Consider the following 19,252-nt stretch of genomic DNA (forward strand, 5'->3'; position numbering starts at 1 on the left):
CGTAACGCGGTTTATTTCAGCAGTTTCCTTATCTTAAGGCGGAGAGCGTTCAATTTTATAAAACCGGTAGCATCGGCCTGGTCGTAGTCTCCGCCGGCTTCAAATGTGGCAGTCTTTTCGCTGTACAGCGATTTCTCCGCTTTCCGTCCCAGCACCTTCACGTTCCCTTTATAGAGTTTCAGGCGGACAACGCCGGTGATCGCGGATGCGGCCTCGTCCACTACCTTCTGAAGGAGTTCCCTTTCGGGAGCGAACCAGAATCCGTTATAAACAAGCTTCGCGTATCTGTTCATTATATCCCGCCTTATGGCGGCGACTTCCGCGTCGGTGGTTATCGATTCAAGCGCGGTTCTTGCTTCGTGCAGGATGGTTCCTCCAGGTGTCTCATATACGCCTCGCGACTTCATTCCTGTGAAGCGGTTCTCGACCACGTCGGCGCGTCCTATTCCGTTCTCTCCTCCAATAGCGTTAAGGGTATCGATAAGCTGGTATGGGGAGAGTTTTTTCCCGTCAACAGTTACAGGATTTCCGTTTTCATAACCGACCTCGATGATCTTAGGTTTATCCGGAGCTTTTTCCGGCGAGACGGAAAGGATGAACATATCCTCGCTCGGCTCGTTCCACGGATCTTCCAGTATGCCCCCTTCGAAGGAGATGTGCAGGAGGTTCCTGTCGCTGGAATACGGTTTCGCGGCGGTGACAGGGATGGGGATGTTGTACTTTTCGGCGAATGCGATAAGTTCCGTTCTTGATGTAAGATCCCACTCCCGCCATGGGGCGACGACTTTCATCTCCGGCGCAAGCGCGGCGAATGTAAGCTCGAAACGTACCTGATCGTTCCCCTTGCCGGTAGCGCCGTGCGAGAGCGCTACGGCCCCTTCTTCTCTTGCTATTTTCACCTGTTCCTTGGCTATCAGCGGGCGGGCTATCGATGTCCCGAGGAGGTATCGGTCTTCGTATATCGCTCCCGCGCGGAGCATCGGGAAGATGAAATCGCGGGCGAACTCTTCCCGGAGGTCGCTGATAAGGCATTTTATCGCCCCGGTGTTTTTCGCTTTTTCAGGTATTCCGCCAAGCTCCTCTTTCTGTCCGATATCCGCGGCGAACGCCACAACGTCGTATCCCCTTTCAACCTGGAGCCATTTCAGAATTACGGAGGTATCGAGACCGCCGGAGTAGGCGAGCACTATTTTTTCAGCCATGTAAATCTCCCAATAGAACCATTTTTAATACAGCTTTTTGAGCGTGCAGTTTGTTTTCAGCCTGATCCCAGACGACGGAATTCGGCCCATCGATAACGGAAGCGGATATCTCCTCTCCTCTGTGAGCGGGGAGGCAGTGCATGACAATGCAGTCCGGTTTCCCCTTCGCAAGGAGTTTGTCATCCACTGTGAATCCGCTAAACGCGGCTTTTCTCTTTTCCGACTCCTCTTCCTGCCCCATGCTCGCCCATACATCTGTGTATATGACGTCGGCGCCGTCCGCCGCTTCAGCAGGTCTCGAGGTGATCATCAATTTACCGCCGCTTGTTTTGTTTATGGTTTCCGCTCTAGCCACTAGCTTCTTATCGGGCTTATAGCCATCCGGGGAGGCGATGTTAATATCGACCCCGAGTTTGGCCCCAGCGATGATCAGCGAATTCGCGACGTTGTTGCTGTCCCCTATGTAGGCGAGCTTGATCCCTTCAAGTTTTCCCTTTTTCTCAAGGATCGTAGTAAAATCGGCAATCGCCTGACAGGGGTGATAGTCATCGGTAAGGGCGTTTATCACCGGGATGGTCGCTTCCCTGGCGAGTTCCTCTATCTCCGAATGGGCAAACGTGCGCACAACCAGCCCGTCGACATACCGCGACATCACCTTGGCGGTATCGGCGAGGGTTTCGCCTCGTCCCAGCTGAATATCCCTATGGCTCAGGAAGGAGGCGTATCCACCCAGCTGTTGCATCCCTATTTCGAAACCCATCCTTGTGCGGGTAGAGCTCTTGCTGAATATTATCGCTATGGTTTTTCCGGCCAGCGACGTGTCGCCGTACCGGTCTTTTTTCATTACCAGCGTATTTTCCAGCAGTTTCCTAACTGACGCGGTGGAACAGCTTTCGATAGTCAGGAAATCTTTCGGCATAGCACTTTCCTCAGTATCCCTATCCCTTTCCGCATTTCGGCGGAGGTGACATTGAGAGGGGGGAGGAAACGGATAACCTTTTCCTGTATGCAGTTTATTATCAGCCCCTCTTTCATGCAGTCTGCGATGATCTCGGCCCCTTTGCCGGGGGGGATATCAAGCTCTATCCCCATCATCAAGCCTTTGATCCGGATCTCCTTTACATCCTTGAATTCCTTTTTGAGCTTTTCAAGCTCCTTGAGGGTCTCTTTCGAAACTTTCTGAACATTTTTAAGGAGCCCTTTTTTCTCTATGGACTCTATCACAGCGAGCGCGGACACACATGCCAGTGGACCGCCGCCGAATGTGGAAGCGTGCGTTCCCGGCCCGAAGGTGGCCATGATCTCTTTCTTTGCCATCATCACACCGATGGGGAATCCTCCGGCAAGCCCTTTGGCGAGGGTCATTATGTCCGGCTCGGCCCCCTCATTCTGCCATGCGAACCATTTACCGGTTCGTCCCATTCCGCACTGCACCTCGTCGAAAATAAGGAGAAGGCCCTGTTCGTCGCATAGCTTTCGCAAAGCCGAAAGGAATCCGTCAGGCGGGATATTTACTCCACCCTCTCCCTGTAGCGGTTCCACTATTATCGCGGCGGTCTCGGGGGAGATCGCTTTCTCAACTTCTGAGATATTCCCATAAGGGACATGCTTGAATCCCGGCAACAGCGGGGCGAATCCCTTGTGGTATTTTTTCTGGCCGGTTGCCGAAAGCGCTCCGTACGTCCTTCCGTGGAACGAGTTCTCCATCGCGATGATCTCATGCCGTCCAGTTCCCTTGTCGTGGTGGTATTTCCGGGCTAGTTTCAAGGCCGACTCCACCGCCTCCGCGCCCGAATTTACGAATAGAGCTTGCCCCGGAAAGGCGATCTTGCTCAGCTTCTCGGCAAGTTTCCCCTGGGGGATCGTGTAAAAGAGGTTTGAAGTGTGGAGAAGCTTTTTAGCCTGCTTCGCCAGCGCCTTTTCCACTACCGAAGGGGAATGGCCGAGGATGTTCACCCCTATGCCGGTTATCAGGTCGAGGTAGAGGTTCCCCTCGCTGTCCTTTACCTTGCATCCTTTCCCTTCGACGAGCGCGACCCGTGTCCGCCCGTAGTTCGGGGCTACGAACCTGTCGTATAGGGCAAATATTTCTTCGCTTTTCATGGAGTAATACTACATTAACTTTCCATACATGGAAAACTGTTTTAAACTTATGTATCTTTTTACAGGAGTATGGCCGGATGATTAGAGACGCAGTAATAAAAGACGCAAACGCGATTCAACAGTTGATCAGGGTCCGGGCGGATGAAGGGGCGATGCTCCCCCGTTCGATAAACGACATTTATGAACAGTTAAGAGACTTCATCGTATTCGAGGAAGACGGGAAGATCATCGGCGCGGCGGCGACCCATATCGTATGGGAGGATATAGCCGAGATACGATCCCTTGCCGTGAACAAGGACGCTGAAGGGAAAGGTGTTGCCAAGAGCCTTGTGAACAAAAGCCTCGAGACGGCAAAAAGCCTGGGGGTGAAGAAGGTTTTCGTACTGACCTACGTCCCTGAATTTTTCAAGAAGCGGGGATTCAAGGATGTCGACAAGCACGACCTCCCGCATAAGATATGGAGCGACTGCATACGATGCCACAAATTCCCCGACTGCGACGAGTTCGCGCTGGCAATAGAGCTGTAGGGATATTCCCGTGATGTCTCCATCTTTTCTCGCAAAGGTAAGGGGAGATATCAAAAGCGCTGTCATTGAGGATTGCCCGGACGCGGATATCACATCGGAAGGTTCCGTCAGGAGGGATGCCATGTCGAAGGGTATCGTCGTGGCGAAGGAGGGGATGACGCTCGCGGGGATAGATATCTTTTGCGAGGTGATGAGGATCATCGACCGGAAAACGGAGATAACGCGGCATTTTAATGACGGGCAGAAAGTCTCCGCCGGGAAAAAGATAATCTCCATTTCGGGGAGGAGCCGTTCCATCCTCAAGGGGGAGCGCGTGGCACTGAACTACATGCAGAGGATGTGCGGTATCGCAACGGTGACCGCGCGGTTTGTCCATGAAGCAAGAGGGACGAAAGCAAAGATCCTCGACACGAGAAAAACCACGCCGAACATGCGCGCACTGGAGAAGTACGCCGTCCGATGCGGAGGGGGGGTGAACCACCGTTTTTCACTTTCGGATGTGCCGCTGATAAAGGAGAACCATATCGCCGCCGCCGGCGGGATAATGAACGCGGTAAGAGGTATCAAAAGGAAAAACCGGACGAAGGTTATCCTGGAAGTCACAAATAAAAGAGAGGTGATCGAGGGGATGGAGGCCGGAGCCGAGATACTCCTTCTGGACAACATGACCCCGGCGCAGGTGAAGGAGATGGTAAGGATAATAGGAAGGAAAGCGCTCGTGGAGGTATCGGGCGGCGTCAATCTGAAAAACGTGAGGAGCTACGCAAAGGCGGGGGTCGATAGGATATCGGTCGGCGCGATAACGCACTCCGCTCCGTCAGCCGATCTCTCGCTGCTTTTCATCTGAACAGACTGCCGGACAAATACGGCAAGCAACCTAAGCGAACAGGAGTTGTTCCAGTTTCTTCATCAGTGCCCGGTTCTCTTTTTCGGGCGGGACGTTGAGCGGAGGTTTCGGCTTTCCAGCTCCCTTGAAAAGTTTTACCGTCTCCCCCCACGATACGATGTTACGGCAACCGGCTATCACCGCACCGGAGGAGTTTATGCTTATAAAGCTCCTCTCCGGGTATCGGGCGATTATCTCTTCGAAAGTTTTTCTGTATCCGTTCAGGTGCGGATGCGTGAATCCCTTTTCGCCGGAGTAGAACTCGGTCTCAAGCCTGTCATGCTGAAGCGTGATGCTGTCGTAACAGCTTCCGTCCATCATGGAGCCGGGGTTGGTTGAATCCATATCGGAGAAGGTGGACCTGTTGTATGGCGCGCCTTTGGGGAACCCGAAATCCTGCCCGACGAAACCTATCGGATCCGCTCCGCTTTTCGCTAGAAGGTCGAGGGCGAAACAGGAGACGGAGCCGCCCGCGTCGACAACGCCCCTCTCTTCAAGGAGCGTTTCCGCAGGCTGGAATATCGTGTGCCCCTTTTTCAGGAGGAGCATCCGGGAGTTTTTGAATCTCTCGACCACCTGGGGATGCGTTGTCGGGGAAAAAAAGAGAGGCGCTCCCCCTCTCGCCCCGGCGAAGTGGGAGAATGATATCACCTGGGGGTCGACCGAGATGACCGCGTCGTAACCGATGCCGTTTTCGCGCAGCGCTTCGGCGGCGGTGTCGACGGCGAGGATGAAACTGCTGTTCTGCACTTTGTCGAGGAACGAAAGGTTCCTGTCGAGAGAAGGCCCCGCCCCCACGAGGATGGCCGGGTATCCTTTTAGCGCGCCGAAGATGGACGATGCGCCGGGGGAGGATGCTATCGCTTCGAGGTTTGCCTTTATGTTCTCCCTCTCCACGCCGGAGAAGCGCGCCTTGAATCTTTTTTCGCCGAGGAGGGAATCGAATATATCTTTTACCCTGTCGAAGCCTTCCGGTATGCAGCGAAAAGAGGGGAGATGGATTGCGACCTCCCAGTTCTCTCCGCCATCTTTTATCGCCTCAATGATGCTTTTCGTAAGTTCCTGTTCGCTCTCCGCGGTTACCAGTTCGAACCGGCTGTCGGAAAGGAGCGTTGATAGATCTCTATGGTTCAGCGCCGCGGAGAGGATATCCCTGCTCGCTTCGATTGCGACTATCCTCTTCAGTTCCGGGCGGGTTGAGACGACCGATTCAAGATGGTACCCGAGGCCGAAGCCGTAAACGAGGAGGTTATCTTTTCCGTCAAGCGAGAGAGAGTTTGCGAATTTATCCCCTTCTCTTTTCGGGTCGACCTTTCCGGCGAGAAGAAGGCCGTTGATAGCTACTGTTACTTCGCCATGTTTTGTCTTTTCAGGTTTCGGAGGCGCGGGGAGGTTGCGCAGTGGAGCCGAAACGCGGCTGTGGCGCTTGTCGATTATCTCAAGATTCTTGTTAAGAAAGTTCATTGAAGCTCCTGATTTTGCCATGCCGAGTGGTGCCAGTCAAATAGAGAGGCTATTGTCTTTCCGGACAGGGAGGAGTTTCTCGATGGACAGGTGCGGAATTGCGATCCCTTTTGAACACCGCATTATCCTTGCCATCGACTGGTAATAATATGCTAATAGTGTTATGGTATTTTTATTCATCATGTCGAGCGCTTTTTTGTTTGTCGGGAGTCTGTTTTTGCAGGAGGGCCGGTTCATGAAGTTGGTATCTGGATTAGCTTTAATTTGCGGAGTTTTGCTATTTGGTTGCAGTGGAGATATGACGGCTTCCACGAACGATGCAGGCACGAGCGTAGAATTCAAGACTATCATCAGTTCGGATTTCCTTGGTCAAAGCGAGAAAACCGAGAAAAGATTTGATGTGTTACGCAGTCAGAGTACCCTTGACTATATATACCCTGAATATGATCCAGAAGGGAAATATCCGATACCCGCAGTCGATTTTGAAAAAGATATGGTAATTCTGGCAAGCCTGGGCGTTAAAGGTTCGGGAGGTTACAGCATCGCTGTTACCGGAATTACTAACAAGAAAGAGTCTGTGCTGGTTGATGTCGAATCGGAGTATCCGGGAAATTGTTATACAACAGCGATAATTACGCTCCCTTTTACCTTTGTGATTATGCCCAGGTTCGATAAGAGCGTTGATTTTCAGGAGAAGGTGACACTCCGCGATTGTAGCGGTACATCAACGGATGCAGGGACGGTTATTGATGTTGGCACCAGCGTTCCATTTACCACGAATGTAAACTCGGATTACCTCAGCACAAGTGATAGAACTGCCAGGGTTCATATGTTGATAAACGACCAGGCTACTTTTGAAGAAGAGTGGGCCGCCTATGATCCGGAAGGGAGAAATACCCTTCCAGAAGTCGATTTCAATACAAATTCGGTAATTGTAATCAATATGGGCATTCAGGGGAGTACCGACTATGGCATGACTATTACCGGGATAACTGCGGTGGAGAGCTATCTGCTGGTTGACGTTGTATCCGATCGTCCAGGATATTTTTGCGGGGCAGGAGCCGCGATGACACGACCGTACAGCTTTGTGACCATCCCAAAGAGTTTTGATCCGATCATTGTTCAGGATGCAATAATCCATAAACCACCATGTGCTGAAGGACCGATCAAGAGTGAAACCAGTGTCAATCCTGATAAAGGATCTAGTGTTACATTCATGAACCTTGTAAGTTCGGACTATCTCGGTCAAAGCGATAGGACAGCCAGAGTGTATATGGAGATAAATGACCAAACCACTTTTGAAGAAGAGTGGGTCGCCTACGATCCGGAAGGGAGAAATCCGATTCCCACCATTGATTTTGAAAAAGATATGGTAATTGTGATCAATATGGGTCTTCAATATTCAGGTGGTTACATAATTGGCGTTGCCGGGGTAACCGAAATGGAGAACTACGTAATGATCGAAACAAAATCTGAGATTCCTGGTAAAGATTGTTTGGTAACGAATGCGCTTACACGACCATATACATTTGTGGCAATTCCAAAGACAAATAAAGAAATTGTGTTCCAAGATAATATAAAAACCACATCTTGTATCGAATAGCCAGCCAGCATAGACACGGCCCGGGCATTATATTGATTTCCCGGTGTTAATGCCCGGTACAACTCCCCGAATAACCGCTCTTTCCATGCGTCTGGAATATGGTATATTGTATCGATAAGTACCTTTTAATCACAAACCAGCAAAGAGTAGGTTAATAAATAGCTTGTCGCCAGCGGAAATCGATTTTAAAAACCTTTCGGCTCTCGTAGTTGACGATTACGAAGCTATAAGAAGCAAGCTTACCTCAGCGCTGAACGCGCTTGGAATAAAGACAACCGAGGCGGTAAACGGCGTAAACGCGCTGGAGGTGCTTGCCAAGGAGAGCTTCGATATGATGTTCACCGACATAGTCATGCCGGAAATGGATGGCTTTGAGCTCTGCGAAGAGGTGAGGCGCAAGCCGGAACTTCGGAAAATGCCGGTGGTTGTCACCTCCACCCATGCCGACACGAACTACATCATAAAGGCGCTGAGGCTTGGCGCGGACGACTACCTGGCAAAGCCGATCGATAAGGAGCTTCTTCAAAAGGTTGTCCAGCGGATAATGCTCCCTTCAATGGATGAGGAAGAGAATGGCTGAATCGGTGTCGTCCGAAAACCTTCTGGTAAAGGTCGAAAATCTCGACAAGCTTCTTACCCTTGCGGGGGAGGTCATCATCTCCTCAAGCAACCTTGGTAACACATACAAAAATCTTCAGGCGCTCTACGACAGCAAGAAGCCTGTGAACCGGGACACGGTGGAGGTGATGGGGGATCTCTCTGCCGCAACCGCCGACATATCATCCGAGCTTCATCATCTGGTTCAGGCTATCAGGACGGTAAGCCTCAAGGATCTCAGTTTCCGCACAAGAAGGCTGGTGCGCGATATCTCCCGTAAAACGGGGAAGAGGGTCAATTTCGAATTTGAAGGGGAGGAGACCACAGTAGACAAAACTATAGTGGAAAATCTTTACGATCCGATCTCCCACCAGCTGAGGAACGCGATCGACCACGGGATAGAGGATTCCGAAGAGAGGAAAAAGAAAGGGAAGCCGGAAGAGGGGCTTGTTGTTATCCGCGTGTCGAACAGTGAAAACGAGACCATCATCGACATAGAGGATGACGGCGCCGGTATCGATCTTGAGAGGTTGCGCAAAAAAGCGATCGAACTTGGAAGGGTAAACGAATCGGATAATTTTACCGAGGGGATGGCGCTCGACATTATGTGCATGGCGGGGGTATCTACAGCCGAAGTCGTCTCGGAAGTATCGGGGCGCGGGGTCGGGATGGACGTGGTAAGGAGCATGCTGTCAAATCTTGGCGGTTCCATATCCTTTAAAACGGAAAAGGACAAGGGCTCCACGTTCACGTTTCGGGTGCCATTGGTATCGGCGGTCAATATTGTCGATGCGCTGGTGATAAGGAGCGGGAAACATATGTTTGCGTTCCCCATATCGACCGTAGCCGCGAGCATGTCGGTGCCGAAAAAACAGATAAACTCGACACTCGGCAAGGGGGAGATGGTGCATTACCTGGACAAGCTCCTGCCGCTGCACAATTTAAATAAGCTGCTGGACGGAACGGTAGTCGAGCACGAAGGTGAAAACCTCCCGGTGCTTGTGCTTGAGCACAAGAAAGAGTGGATAGCGCTTTCAATCTCGGAATTTCTCTCCCCGCAGAAACTTGTCATCATTCCGTTCAACGGCGCGCTGGAAGTCGAAGGGATCTCCGGCACCACCATCCTCGGAGGGAGGAGTCTCGGATTTATAGTTGATGTGAATTCGCTCATCGCCAGGGCTACGGGAAAGGGTAGGCGTCACCACCTGAGCCTTGCGGAAGCGGAATCCGCCGCCGGGAAGGCGCTGAAGAAAGGGAGGCTGGAAACCCAGGCTGTAAAAGTTGAAAAACACGCTGAGGTTGCGGATGAAGCGGCTATGGCGGACAAGAGGCCGGAAGCGGCGGCAAGACGCGAGATCGAAATACAGGAAGAGCCGCAGATAGAGAACGTAACGGAATTCATTCTTGAGATAGAAAAACTGGTGCCTCAGCTGAACGAATCCATTTTCGCTCTGGAGAAAAACCCCGGCGATATGGAAACCATCAACCTTGCTTTCAGACTGTTCCATACGATAAAGGGAAACCTCATAATGATCGGGTATTCAAAGGGCGGACAGACAGTTCACGCCGTCGAATCGGTTCTCGATTACGCGAGGGGGAAGAAGATAGATATCTCTCCGGAGATGATGGATATCCTTATGGACGGCGTTTCATATATTGAGGATCTTGTCAGGAAGGGTAAGGCCGGAGCCTGGCAGGATGAAGTATCGCAACATGTTTTGGAGGCGAGTGCGCGGGTATTGCCGGAGCAGAAGGTCGAGAAGAAGGAGGTCGGGGATGTCGTTACGGCGGAGATAGGGCTTTCGCACGAATCGTCCTACCGCATGAACAACTACCGCAAGCTCAAGACCCCGTTTTACAACTGCTATGTGGAATTCGATTCCGGTAGACAGCCGCCGTTCCTCGTCGCGTGCCTTATCTATAAGCGCATTTCAGAAGTGGGCGACGTGCTAGGAACGGTTCCACCTCTTGAAGATATTGAGAATGGAATTATGGAAGGGAAGTTTAAACTGCTGTTTGCTTCCTCCAGAGAGCCGGAAAAGGCCGAAAAATTTCTCTACTCGGTACTTACCCGGCATTACGGGGCCACGATTGTAAAAATAAACAGGTTCGGATAGGGATATGAAAAGCTACATTCTGGAAAACAAAAAGAACATGATCGACGCCGAGGTGAAGGAGAACCTTAAAAAGGGGATGGAACACAAGGTTGAAGAGCTGGAACTCCCGGAGAACCATGAGGATATTTATCCCATTTTTGCTGACAAGGAGGACGGAATAATATTCATCCCTGCCATATGGACCGACCTTTATTGCGTGAAGATAATCAACGAAGTTGAACATCTAAAAGGGGTATTCGGAGCGGTAATCGTTGGGAAAACCCCGAAGGCTTCGGAACTGGTGGTGGCGTTCAACGAAGGGCTTTACGCCTACCTTGAGACGCCGATGGACAAGCAGAACTTCAAGCAGACGCTTACAAGGGTCTTCGGAAAACTGAGAAAGAAATCGGGAGAGAATCTTGTGCTCGGGCGTATCAAACAGTATGAGTCGGGCCTGTCGCCCAGATCGTTTTCCCATCAGATGCACGAGAGGGACCACCTTTTGGCGAAGGCATATATCGATGTTCTAAAGGACCGGGGGCCGCTAATGGACGGTACGGTCAAAGTGCTTCTAGTTACTGCTTCCAAGGCGCAGGAGGGGAGGCTGGAAAAATTCCTGAAGGAACTCGGCCTTAAGATCGAGTCGGTCGATTCTATGGCGGCCGCTTTGGAGAAGGCATCGGTAGGCAAGTTCGAGCTCATCATCACGGATAATATGCTCCCAGACGGCGATGCGATCACATTCGTTGACAAGCTTCGCAAACTGATGAAGAAATCGCTCCCAAGGGTAATAGTCTGGTCCTCTTCTCCCGAGAAATTCGCCAGCCTTTTGGGGCCTGAAAACCACATCGACGACGTGATACTGAAACCCGGCCCCGGCGCGGGGATCGAGGTGATCCTCCCTTCCATTGTCGCCGCGATCTATTCGCTCCATACCTGAAAGTTCATCGGTTTAGCATTCATGGGGAGTGACAGAGCCAGATCATCATCTATGATGGAGCCGGAATGGATCTGAGGTCGGCAATAGGGCAGATGACCCTCGTATCGTTTCCGGGAGATTCATGGAACCAGGGCATCGAAGAGCTTCTGCGGAAATATCTTGTCGGCGGCATCATCCATTTCAGGGAGAATATCCCCGAGAGCAGGGACGATCTGATAGTTCTGAACAAAAGGATAAGGGATGAGGCGCTCTCCACGCCACCCGGCCTTATCCCTTTCATCACGGTCGACGAGGAGGGGGGGCGCGTCTCCCGCCTCAAGAAAATTATCGGGGCTTTTCCAACACAGGAGGAGCTGGGGAAAAAAAGTCACGAAGAGTTGGCGGCAAATTATGTTTCGCTTGGCTCAAAAGTAGCGGAGCTTGGATTCAATACCACCTGGGCGCCGGTATTCGACATTAATACGAATCCTGAAAATCCTGTGATCGGCGACAGATCGTTTGGAGCGGAGGCAAAGATGGTTTCGGAAAAATGTTCTATCGCCCTGCGCGCGCTTAGGTCCGCAAGGCTCTTCACAACAGCGAAACATTTCCCGGGCCACGGGGATACTTTCATCGATTCGCATATCTCCCTTCCGGTGCAGGATACATTGATTGAGACTATTCTTGAACGCGAACTCTCCCCTTTCAGAAGAGGGGTTGAGGATGGCATAGATTTCATCATGACAGCGCATATTCTCTTTGAAAAAGTTGACGACAAATTCCCCGTCACATTCTCGCGCAAGTTCCTGCGGGAAATCCTTCGCGACGGAATGAGGTATGAAGGATTGATAATAACTGACGATCTGAATATGGGGGCGGTAAAGGAGAACTACACGCTGGAAGAAAGGATACTCCTCTCCGTGGATGCCGGGGCCGATGTTCTCCTTCTGCGTGACAGCCATGAGGGTGTTGTAAAGTTTCTCGAAACCTTTTACGCGCTTGCAGAGTCGGGCGATTTAAAGAAGGAGCGGATATTCGAATCGGCTGAGCGGATAAGAAGGGTGAAGGAGAGAGGGCTTTAAGTATATTTAATAGCAACAGGCATGGTGAAGCATGCTATTACGCGGGAGTCTCAGGCGGTCGCTTTCTTTAGCATGTTTTTTGCCTCTTCCAGGGTAGGGTCGAGCTGGATCGCCTTCTTGAAAAAATCAGCCGCCTTTTTATTGTCTTTCTGTCTGTGATACATCATCCCCATATTGAAGCGGACACCTGCGTCGGACGGATCCAGCTGCATGGCCCTTTGGTATTCCACCTCGGCTTCCACGAACCTCCCCGCTCGGCTAAGCGCGATGCCGATCCTGTTGTAAACCTGGAGAAATTCCGGATTTTTACTTTTGGCAAGGTTGAAATACCGAAGTGCGTCATCTATCCAGTTCTTGTCGAGGCAGGCGTTGCCGAGATCGATAAGGAGATGGACGTTTTCAGGCTCGACCTCCGAGGCCTTGTCGAATGCGGAAATGGCAGAATCCTTATTGTCCTTTATCGAGTGGATCAGCCCAACGAAGTAGAATATTTCCCCGTATTCCGGGTCGACTGAAACTGCTTTTTTCAGAACTTTCATGGCGAGTTCAAAATTCTTTTTCTCAATCAGTATCTCAGCGAGCTTGGTGTAGCCGTCGATAAAGCCGGGGTCGGCCTTTACGCATAGCATCAGTTCCTTTTCCGCCTCATCGAGTTCTTCTTCCTCGAAATGCTTTGTCCCCTTGTTGTAATGTTCGAGCGCCTCGGAAATATTGGTTATCTGGTTTTTGTCGTATTTTTCATGCCCGGCAATTCCGAGGAGAGCGTTTTCCAGCGCCGCCGCGGTGAACGGCATTTCCAGGAACCGTCCGATCATCTGCTTCTTCTTATAGCTCCCGCGCAGTGCCTTGGGGCTTTTGGAGAAAACTATCAGAGGCGTCTTCATGAATCGCCTGCATGCAACAAGCTTGGAAAGGAGCGTGGGGCATGAAGCGGCTTCGGCGTTCATGATAAGGAAGTGGTACTGCGCCAGTTCCAGTTTTTCAAAGACCCCCACGCATTCGGTAATTTCATCCACTTTCTGGATGCGTCGCTCGCGCAGAGTTTGCTTGATAAACTTCGCCTCATTCTGCGGGAAGCCGACTACCAGAAAAGCGCACTTTTCAAGCGTCGCAAACAACTTATCTTCAGGACTTTCTTTAGCCACTTTTAATACTTTCCCCTATCTGATTGTTTTCAATTATATTACATATATGCAAACAAACAACAGTGGGGGGGGGACGTTATATCTTGTGGCAACTCCGATAGGGAATCTCGGCGATATCACCATCCGGGCAGTGGATATACTCTCAACTGTCGACAACATCGCCGCGGAGGATACCAGGAAGAGCAGAATACTTTTCAATCACCACGGGATAAAACCGAAAAGGCTACTCAGCTACTTCGGCCCGAAGGAGGAGATAAAGGCGAAAGAGCTTTTAAATCTGCTGGAGCAGGGGGAAACGGTAGCCCTCATCACCGATGCCGGGACACCAGGGATATCCGACCCCGCGGGGAGGATAGTGCGTCTTGCGATAGAAAATGGGATAAACATCATTCCGATTCCGGGGCCTTCCGCGCTTATCGCGGCGTTGCCGGTCTCCGGGTTTGATACATCTTCGTTCGTCTTCGAGGGATTCCTCCCTGTGAAAAGCGGGAGGAGAAAGGCGACCCTGGAAAGGCTCTACTCCGAAGGGCGGACGGTAATTCTATATGAGTCAACACACCGTATATTGAAACTTCTCGACGAGCTTGAGAGCGACATTCCCGAAAGAAAGATCGTCGTGGCAAGGGAGTTGACGAAGATGTTCGAGGAGTTCGTCCGCGGCACCCCGTCAGAAGTAAAGGCTCAGCTTACTGGCAAGCGCACCAAAGGGGAGTTCGTAGTCCTCATTGAAGGTGAAGATAAAAAAATCAAAGGTGGAAGTTGCGACGGATCCAGTTAAAATGCCGGGAAAAGGTTCGACGGACGAACCCTTTCCCGAATCGGATTTTTATCTGCAACCTGTTTTCCTTTATGCCCCCTTATGGTGTAACCATGAACTTATCCGGAGATACATCGTCAAGCAGTACTTCATATGGACGGGATGGGTCGAACCCGACCTTATCTGCAAGGACAACCCATACAGTTGTACTTGTAAACCGATTACAACTGCTGTCGCCTGTTTCGGCGTATCCATCCCAGAGATAATTGTATTTCATCGGAGAGTCGGCGAGGCTGAAGGTCAATTCCACGCCATCCTGTGTAACGGAACTCCCTGGGTAACATAGAAAAACCCCACTACTTGTTTGCGGAGTGAATGTTGTCTTGAATCCGTTGGTGTACGGAACAGTTACCGCAACTACCTCCAGTGTGTTGCGATAGTCGTATCCGTTGACCGTAACGCTGTTCCCGCCTGTCGGGCTTCCTATGAGCGTAGTAATATCGGTACTGGTACTGGTATTGGTGCTTGTGTTTGTAGTCGTGCCTGTCGCAGTGCTGGTAGAAGTTGAGGTGCCCGTGCCTGTTTGAGTTGGGGCAATACCGGCTTGAAGGTCGTACCAGTCGTAGTTCCCCAAGCTTTCTCCGGCATCCGCGTAGTCTCCGTCGCCGTTCTCATCCACTTCCATCTTGCACTGGCCTCCGGTCTGGACGGTGAGTTTCACGGACGTGTTGTCAGAACCTGAATAGATTATCACTCCCTGCGACGGTGTGCCGTCCCATGAAAATTTGAGCGGCGTTGTAGTGCTTATCGTGACGTACCCGTAATCGGAGTGATATACGTCGCCGGATATGCTTGTTTCTGTTACTTGTCCAGCGGAGCCGAGTGTCATGGATGTTTTATATTGATTCAGCTTGACCTGTATGCCGTCGATAGTGTCTATAACCGTGTTTAAGGTAAGTACCATGCTGGTCTCGGTATTCGAAAAGCTAAAGGAGCCCGAAAAGCTGTATGTCTCCTCCGCGGATTCGGTTGTTATGCCGGTTGTTGACATGGTCATCGTCATTGAGGTCATGTTGCCGGCGCTGTCCGTAGCGTATGAGCCTCTAATGGTGAAAGTACCGTTTTGGGTTTCGTTATTGTCGCAGAAATCATCAAAGACATATTTGCCGCTCAAAGTTTTTGCTTCTTCATCGACAGTCATTGTGATGGTATTGCTCCCACCGCAGGATCCTGATTCCACAGAGGTCTCCGTTTTAAAAAGAGGGAATCTTAAGTCGTAAAAATTTAATATGCGTTCGTACGGTTTGAGAGACGGTTTTGAAAAGGATGACGCCGCTCCACCGCCTATGGACGCTCCTCCAGAGACCGCGAATATCATGGTCTCTGCGTTATCAGCAGAAAGTTTTACCTTGGTAGTTTTCCCCTTGTATTCGATTCCCGAAGGGGTGGACGAATTTTCTTTTGCGTTGTCCTCCAGCAGAGAACCGCATGACATGAACGCGAGAGAGGGTGCCGTCAATGCCAGGGCCAAGCAGAGCGTAAACGCGGGCCGCGAGATTCTGCCTCCCTTTTTTGCGACGGCGATCCTTGCCGCGTTATAGAACTGTGAAACCCTTTTGATTATCGACATGTGAAGAATCCTCCTTAATACAGACAAATGAACCCTCTTTTTCCGGTTTACTGTTAATTCCCGTTCAGATGCATGTTGTATTTGCGATATCCGACAAACTGCGGGAATTGTAACAATATTCTCCTTATATGGCAATATATAAGCGATAAATATGCGCGGAATTCTCAAGATGCGGAATTTAAGGGTATGCGATTTGCTTGCGCAGGTTTCGAAATTCAGCCGCCTCTTTCCTGCGGAGGCGAAACATGGGCATGGGGGGCAAGTGCGCCGACCTTGATGCCGTCAGTTTTTACTGTTGGCCTTCCTTCGGTTCCGGTTCGGCGGCCTTTTCCGGCTTGCGGTTGACGACTACGCCTGAGGGCCTGACCACCCTGTCGTGGAGGAGATAGCCTACGCGCTGTTCCTCGATTATCACGTTATCCTCCACATCGGGATTCTGATGAATTGAGACCGCCTCGTGGTATACGGGATCAAATTTTTCCCCGGAGGTTTTTATAGGTTTCAGATGGTGCTGTTCGAGGGTCTTCTTCATGCCGTCAAGCGCCATATTCACGCCGTCGCGCAGTGGGTCCTTCTGGTCGGCGTATTTGAGGGCAAGCTCAAGGTTGTCCATTACCAGCAGCAGATCCCTCATCAGGGGAAGAGATGCGTATTTTAACGCGTCATGCTTCTGCTTCTCCAGCCTCTTGCGCGAGTTCTCCATCTCGGCCATGCTTCTTAAAAGCTGATCCTTCAGAGAGGCTACTTCGGCCTCAAGTATTTCTTCTTTGGAAGGTTCGGGCTGGGCGGGAGCTTTATCGCCAGCATCCATTAATTCTTCCGTCTCCTTGTCGGCAGTTGCAGTTTTTTCGCCCTGCTTCTTTTCGTCAGTTGCGGTTTCATGCTTTGCAGTTTTACCCTTTTTCGTCACTTTGAAGAAAACCTCCTGTTTATTTCCGATGATAAATGTTCAAGCAGGCCGAAAATGTACGGATAATCCATTCTGATGGGACCCATTACCCCTACGGTCCCCTGCAATCCGTCCATGTCCACGAAGGATGACGTAACAAGGGAGCATCCGTTGAATTCGTCCGAAGTAAAATCCGAGCCGAGGCTTGCGTGTACTTTTCTGTTCTCAATGCATTTTTCGATTATCTCAAGGAGCCTTTTCCTGTCCGAAAGCGTCTTTAATACCTGCTTCAGCATCTTTCTGTTCTTTTCGAATTCGGGAGCATCAAGGAGGTCGGCGGTCCCCTCCAGCGTTATTTCCGGCGCCGGGATCAGTTCCAGCATCTTTTCATGGAACGCAAGCGCGGTTTCCTGGAGCCGTTTGTACCTGTTCTCGTGGTGCGTCACCGATTCCCTCAGCCTGTTCCTTATCTGCCTCAGCGTCAGCCCGCTGTATCCGAGGTTAAGGAAGTTGGAAAGTTCCGTCAGCTCGCTTTCGTTCCACTCCTCCTCGATGGAAAAGAGGATGTTCTGCGTTCTTGAGTGCGGAGTGACAAGCACCGCCTGGATGAGGTTCCTGTTTATTTTCAGAAAATGGAATTTCTCGATGGGAGAATCGGTTACCGAGGGGAGGAGCATCAGGCTTGCCTGATGGGAAAAGGTGTTCAATATCTTTGTCACCTTTTCGAAACTGTTCTCGCCCGATTCAGCCGAGCTTGCAATGGTATCGTTGATAAGTTTCTTCTGGCTTTCAGGGAGCGGTTTTGCCGGCATAAGCTCTTCCACGAAGAAACGGTACCCCTTCTCCGTAGGTATCCTGCCGGATGAAGAGTGCTGTTTTATCAGGAATCCCTCCTCGTCGAGATCGGCGAGGACGTTTCGGATCGTTGCTGGGCTAAGATCGAGATCGGAGAGGGCGCTTTTAGAAAGTGTGCGTGAGCCTATCGGCGCCGAACTCTCTATATGCCCGAGCACCACTTCCCGCAGTACCCGCATCTTTCTGTCTTCCATATCTTTCCCGTCCCTTTATGTTGATGTCAGATATATTTTATAACAGATTCCGTCGCAACTTGGCTAAGTCAGTTTCCTCTTTATATCAGTTCTTTGCGCCAAGCATGACGAAATCGGCCTTTTTGGCTTTGAACACGGCATCAAGCGGCTCTTTCAAGCCGTCCTTCATTTTAAACGCGATAAGGTCGGCGTCTCTCCCTTTCTCTATGCTGCCGGAATTGAGGTCAAGCGCACGCGCGCCGTTGACAGTCGCCATTTCGATCAGTCGTTCGCGCGGGAGAGATGGAAAATAGGCCGCCCCCATCCGCAGTTCATTCAGCATGGATAGCGAGCTGTTTGACGCAAGCGAATCGGTGCCGAGCGCGGGCTTCAACCCGTAATCCAGCAGTTTTTTAAGCGGCATGACGTTCCCTCGCCCGAACCAAACCGACGAGCCGGGACAAAACACGGGAACAGCGTTCGCGGACGCGAGCAACTTTATATCGTTCTCGTCTATCTCGTTGAGGTGAACGGCGAGCGTATTCTCCAGAATGCCAAGCGAATGCAAATGCGCAACCGGCGATTTACCGTACCCTCTGAATCCGTCGGGTAAAAAACCTCTCTCTTCAAGGAGCCCGGCGAGTTCGCCGGAACCGTGCCAGATGAACTCATCTTCATCAAGCGTCTCTGCCAGATGAATGGAGAAGGGGATGGAGAGTTCCTCCGCCAGCATTTTTAGAAGTTTAAGGAGTTTCGGCGAAACATTGTACGCGGAGTGCGGGGCGATGCCGACGTCAATCCCTCTTCGGGCAAGCTCCTCTGCGGTTGCCCTTGTCTTTTGGAGAGCCTCCTCGGCGTCCTTTTCGTGCGGAGCGAGCGGCTCAAGGAAAGTTATCCCTTTCAGGCGTGAACCGGCGAGTGGTGAAACGAAATCGCCGGAACTCGCGATGTCCCCTACTGCGGAGATCCCGGAGCCCTGCATCTCTTCTATCGCCTCTTTCATGGATGCTTCCCGGAGATCCTGCGGCGTCTCCATGTTGTACCTTATCACTCCGGGTATCCATTTGGAGAACGAGCCGGGATACTTTCTCCCTCTCATGCCGGAAAGCTGGAGGTGGCAGTGCGCGTTGACGAATCCGGGGAGGACTATATGCGATGAAAGGTCGATGATGTTGTCGACCCTTTCCGTAGCGGTGTTGATCGGGCCGAAACCGGCAACTTTCCCCTTGTCGACGAGGATGTAGCCGTTTTCGATAGGGTGTGAGGTGACCGGATAAATGATACCGGCTTTTAGAAGGGTCGCCACAGGCCTCCCTTACCGTGA

Annotated in this window: 17 protein-coding genes; 8 read left to right on the forward strand and 9 right to left on the reverse strand. The window is 51.2% G+C overall.

Features of this window, described 5'->3' with window-relative positions:
* Nucleotides 1-11: 11 nt before the first annotated feature.
* Genes OEY64_07995 through OEY64_08005 form a run of 3 tightly spaced genes read right to left on the reverse strand, consistent with a single transcriptional unit; the run spans nucleotide 12 to nucleotide 3,305 of the window.
* The gene (locus tag OEY64_07995; GenBank protein ID MDH5542890.1) at nucleotides 12-1,202 is read right to left on the reverse strand and encodes an argininosuccinate synthase; all 1,191 of its coding nucleotides are present in this window, start codon (nucleotides 1,200-1,202) and stop codon (nucleotides 12-14) included.
* Nucleotides 1,195-2,121, reverse strand: coding sequence for an ornithine carbamoyltransferase (argF, locus tag OEY64_08000; GenBank protein MDH5542891.1), 927 nt, complete (start codon nucleotides 2,119-2,121; stop codon nucleotides 1,195-1,197). The genes OEY64_07995 and argF overlap by 8 nt, the downstream gene beginning before the upstream one ends.
* A complete protein-coding gene (locus OEY64_08005; GenBank protein ID MDH5542892.1) occupies nucleotides 2,103-3,305 on the reverse strand; it encodes an aspartate aminotransferase family protein in 1,203 nt (400 codons plus the stop codon). The genes argF and OEY64_08005 overlap by 19 nt, the downstream gene beginning before the upstream one ends.
* A 77-nt stretch (nucleotides 3,306-3,382) precedes the next feature.
* Here OEY64_08005 and OEY64_08010 point away from each other — a divergent pair, with 77 nt between their 5' ends.
* Together OEY64_08010 and nadC are read left to right on the forward strand one after the other, a co-directional pair.
* Nucleotides 3,383-3,832, forward strand: a complete 450-nt coding sequence (locus OEY64_08010) for an N-acetyltransferase (GenBank protein MDH5542893.1) — start codon at nucleotides 3,383-3,385, stop codon at nucleotides 3,830-3,832.
* A 13-nt stretch (nucleotides 3,833-3,845) separates the two neighbouring features.
* Nucleotides 3,846-4,679 (forward strand): carboxylating nicotinate-nucleotide diphosphorylase, encoded by an 834-nt coding sequence (gene nadC / locus OEY64_08015; protein ID MDH5542894.1) that lies wholly within the window; start codon nucleotides 3,846-3,848, stop codon nucleotides 4,677-4,679.
* Between the two features lie 30 nt (nucleotides 4,680-4,709).
* Here the strand turns inward: nadC and OEY64_08020 are convergent, their stop codons facing one another.
* A complete protein-coding gene (locus OEY64_08020; protein ID MDH5542895.1) occupies nucleotides 4,710-6,182 on the reverse strand; it encodes a DUF115 domain-containing protein in 1,473 nt (490 codons plus the stop codon).
* Between the two features lie 235 nt (nucleotides 6,183-6,417).
* Here OEY64_08020 and OEY64_08025 point away from each other — a divergent pair, with 235 nt between their 5' ends.
* The 5 genes from OEY64_08025 to OEY64_08045 all read left to right on the forward strand — a co-directional run bounded on the left by OEY64_08025 (nucleotide 6,418) and on the right by OEY64_08045 (nucleotide 12,479).
* The gene (locus OEY64_08025; protein ID MDH5542896.1) at nucleotides 6,418-7,785 is read left to right on the forward strand and encodes a protease complex subunit PrcB family protein; all 1,368 of its coding nucleotides are present in this window, start codon (nucleotides 6,418-6,420) and stop codon (nucleotides 7,783-7,785) included.
* A gap of 163 nt (nucleotides 7,786-7,948) precedes the next feature.
* Nucleotides 7,949-8,365 carry a response regulator gene (locus OEY64_08030; protein MDH5542897.1) on the forward strand — a complete coding sequence of 139 codons (417 nt, stop codon included), beginning with the start codon at nucleotides 7,949-7,951 and terminating at the stop codon, nucleotides 8,363-8,365.
* A complete protein-coding gene (locus OEY64_08035; GenBank protein ID MDH5542898.1) occupies nucleotides 8,358-10,499 on the forward strand; it encodes an ATP-binding protein in 2,142 nt (713 codons plus the stop codon). Before OEY64_08030 ends, OEY64_08035 begins: the two co-directional genes overlap by 8 nt.
* Nucleotides 10,500-10,503: 4 nt before the next feature.
* Nucleotides 10,504-11,418, forward strand: a complete 915-nt coding sequence (locus tag OEY64_08040; GenBank protein MDH5542899.1) for a response regulator — start codon at nucleotides 10,504-10,506, stop codon at nucleotides 11,416-11,418.
* Nucleotides 11,419-11,483: 65 nt separating this feature from the next.
* On the forward strand, nucleotides 11,484-12,479 hold the full coding sequence (locus tag OEY64_08045) for a hypothetical protein (GenBank protein ID MDH5542900.1): 996 nt from the start codon (nucleotides 11,484-11,486) through the stop codon (nucleotides 12,477-12,479).
* Nucleotides 12,480-12,529: 50 nt separating this feature from the next.
* Here the strand turns inward: OEY64_08045 and OEY64_08050 are convergent, their stop codons facing one another.
* Entirely contained in the window at nucleotides 12,530-13,624 is a 1,095-nt protein-coding gene (locus tag OEY64_08050; GenBank protein ID MDH5542901.1) for a tetratricopeptide repeat protein, read from the reverse strand.
* A gap of 85 nt (nucleotides 13,625-13,709) precedes the next feature.
* Between OEY64_08050 and rsmI the strand changes: the two genes are divergently transcribed.
* On the forward strand, nucleotides 13,710-14,402 hold the full coding sequence (gene rsmI, locus OEY64_08055) for a 16S rRNA (cytidine(1402)-2'-O)-methyltransferase (protein ID MDH5542902.1): 693 nt from the start codon (nucleotides 13,710-13,712) through the stop codon (nucleotides 14,400-14,402).
* 79 nt (nucleotides 14,403-14,481) lie between these two features.
* Here rsmI and OEY64_08060 read toward each other — a convergent pair whose 3' ends face one another.
* From OEY64_08060 to OEY64_08075, 4 genes are all read right to left on the reverse strand, one after another.
* Nucleotides 14,482-16,011: a hypothetical protein gene (locus OEY64_08060; GenBank protein MDH5542903.1), complete on the reverse strand. Its 1,530-nt coding sequence runs from the start codon at nucleotides 16,009-16,011 to the stop codon at nucleotides 14,482-14,484.
* Nucleotides 16,012-16,300: 289 nt separating this feature from the next.
* Nucleotides 16,301-16,921: a nucleotide exchange factor GrpE gene (locus OEY64_08065; GenBank protein MDH5542904.1), complete on the reverse strand. Its 621-nt coding sequence runs from the start codon at nucleotides 16,919-16,921 to the stop codon at nucleotides 16,301-16,303.
* Nucleotides 16,918-17,949: a heat-inducible transcriptional repressor HrcA gene (gene hrcA / locus OEY64_08070; GenBank protein ID MDH5542905.1), complete on the reverse strand. Its 1,032-nt coding sequence runs from the start codon at nucleotides 17,947-17,949 to the stop codon at nucleotides 16,918-16,920. The genes OEY64_08065 and hrcA overlap by 4 nt, the downstream gene beginning before the upstream one ends.
* A gap of 85 nt (nucleotides 17,950-18,034) precedes the next feature.
* Nucleotides 18,035-19,234 (reverse strand): amidohydrolase family protein, encoded by a 1,200-nt coding sequence (locus OEY64_08075; GenBank protein ID MDH5542906.1) that lies wholly within the window; start codon nucleotides 19,232-19,234, stop codon nucleotides 18,035-18,037.
* Between the last annotated feature and the right edge of the window lie 18 nt (nucleotides 19,235-19,252).

The organism is Nitrospinota bacterium (assembly GCA_029881495.1).
Classification (GTDB): Bacteria; Nitrospinota_A; UBA7883; order JACRGQ01; family JACRGQ01; genus JAOUMJ01.

What these genes read in the sequence shown, in the direction of transcription:
- OEY64_08040 (MDH5542899.1), top strand. Translation starts at nt 10,504, where the DNA reads ATGAAAAGCTACATTCTGGAAAACAAAAAGAACATGATCGACGCCGAG.
- hrcA (MDH5542905.1), bottom strand. Translation starts at nt 17,949, where the DNA reads ATGGAAGACAGAAAGATGCGGGTACTGCGGGAAGTGGTGCTCGGGCAT.
- OEY64_08035 (MDH5542898.1), top strand. Translation starts at nt 8,358, where the DNA reads ATGGCTGAATCGGTGTCGTCCGAAAACCTTCTGGTAAAGGTCGAAAAT.
- OEY64_08020 (MDH5542895.1), bottom strand. Translation starts at nt 6,182, where the DNA reads ATGAACTTTCTTAACAAGAATCTTGAGATAATCGACAAGCGCCACAGC.
- OEY64_07995 (MDH5542890.1), bottom strand. Translation starts at nt 1,202, where the DNA reads ATGGCTGAAAAAATAGTGCTCGCCTACTCCGGCGGTCTCGATACCTCC.
- OEY64_08060 (MDH5542903.1), bottom strand. Translation starts at nt 16,011, where the DNA reads ATGTCGATAATCAAAAGGGTTTCACAGTTCTATAACGCGGCAAGGATC.
- OEY64_08010 (MDH5542893.1), top strand. Translation starts at nt 3,383, where the DNA reads ATGATTAGAGACGCAGTAATAAAAGACGCAAACGCGATTCAACAGTTG.
- OEY64_08025 (MDH5542896.1), top strand. Translation starts at nt 6,418, where the DNA reads ATGAAGTTGGTATCTGGATTAGCTTTAATTTGCGGAGTTTTGCTATTT.
- OEY64_08045 (MDH5542900.1), top strand. Translation starts at nt 11,484, where the DNA reads ATGGATCTGAGGTCGGCAATAGGGCAGATGACCCTCGTATCGTTTCCG.
- nadC (MDH5542894.1), top strand. Translation starts at nt 3,846, where the DNA reads ATGTCTCCATCTTTTCTCGCAAAGGTAAGGGGAGATATCAAAAGCGCT.
- OEY64_08005 (MDH5542892.1), bottom strand. Translation starts at nt 3,305, where the DNA reads ATGAAAAGCGAAGAAATATTTGCCCTATACGACAGGTTCGTAGCCCCG.
- argF (MDH5542891.1), bottom strand. Translation starts at nt 2,121, where the DNA reads ATGCCGAAAGATTTCCTGACTATCGAAAGCTGTTCCACCGCGTCAGTT.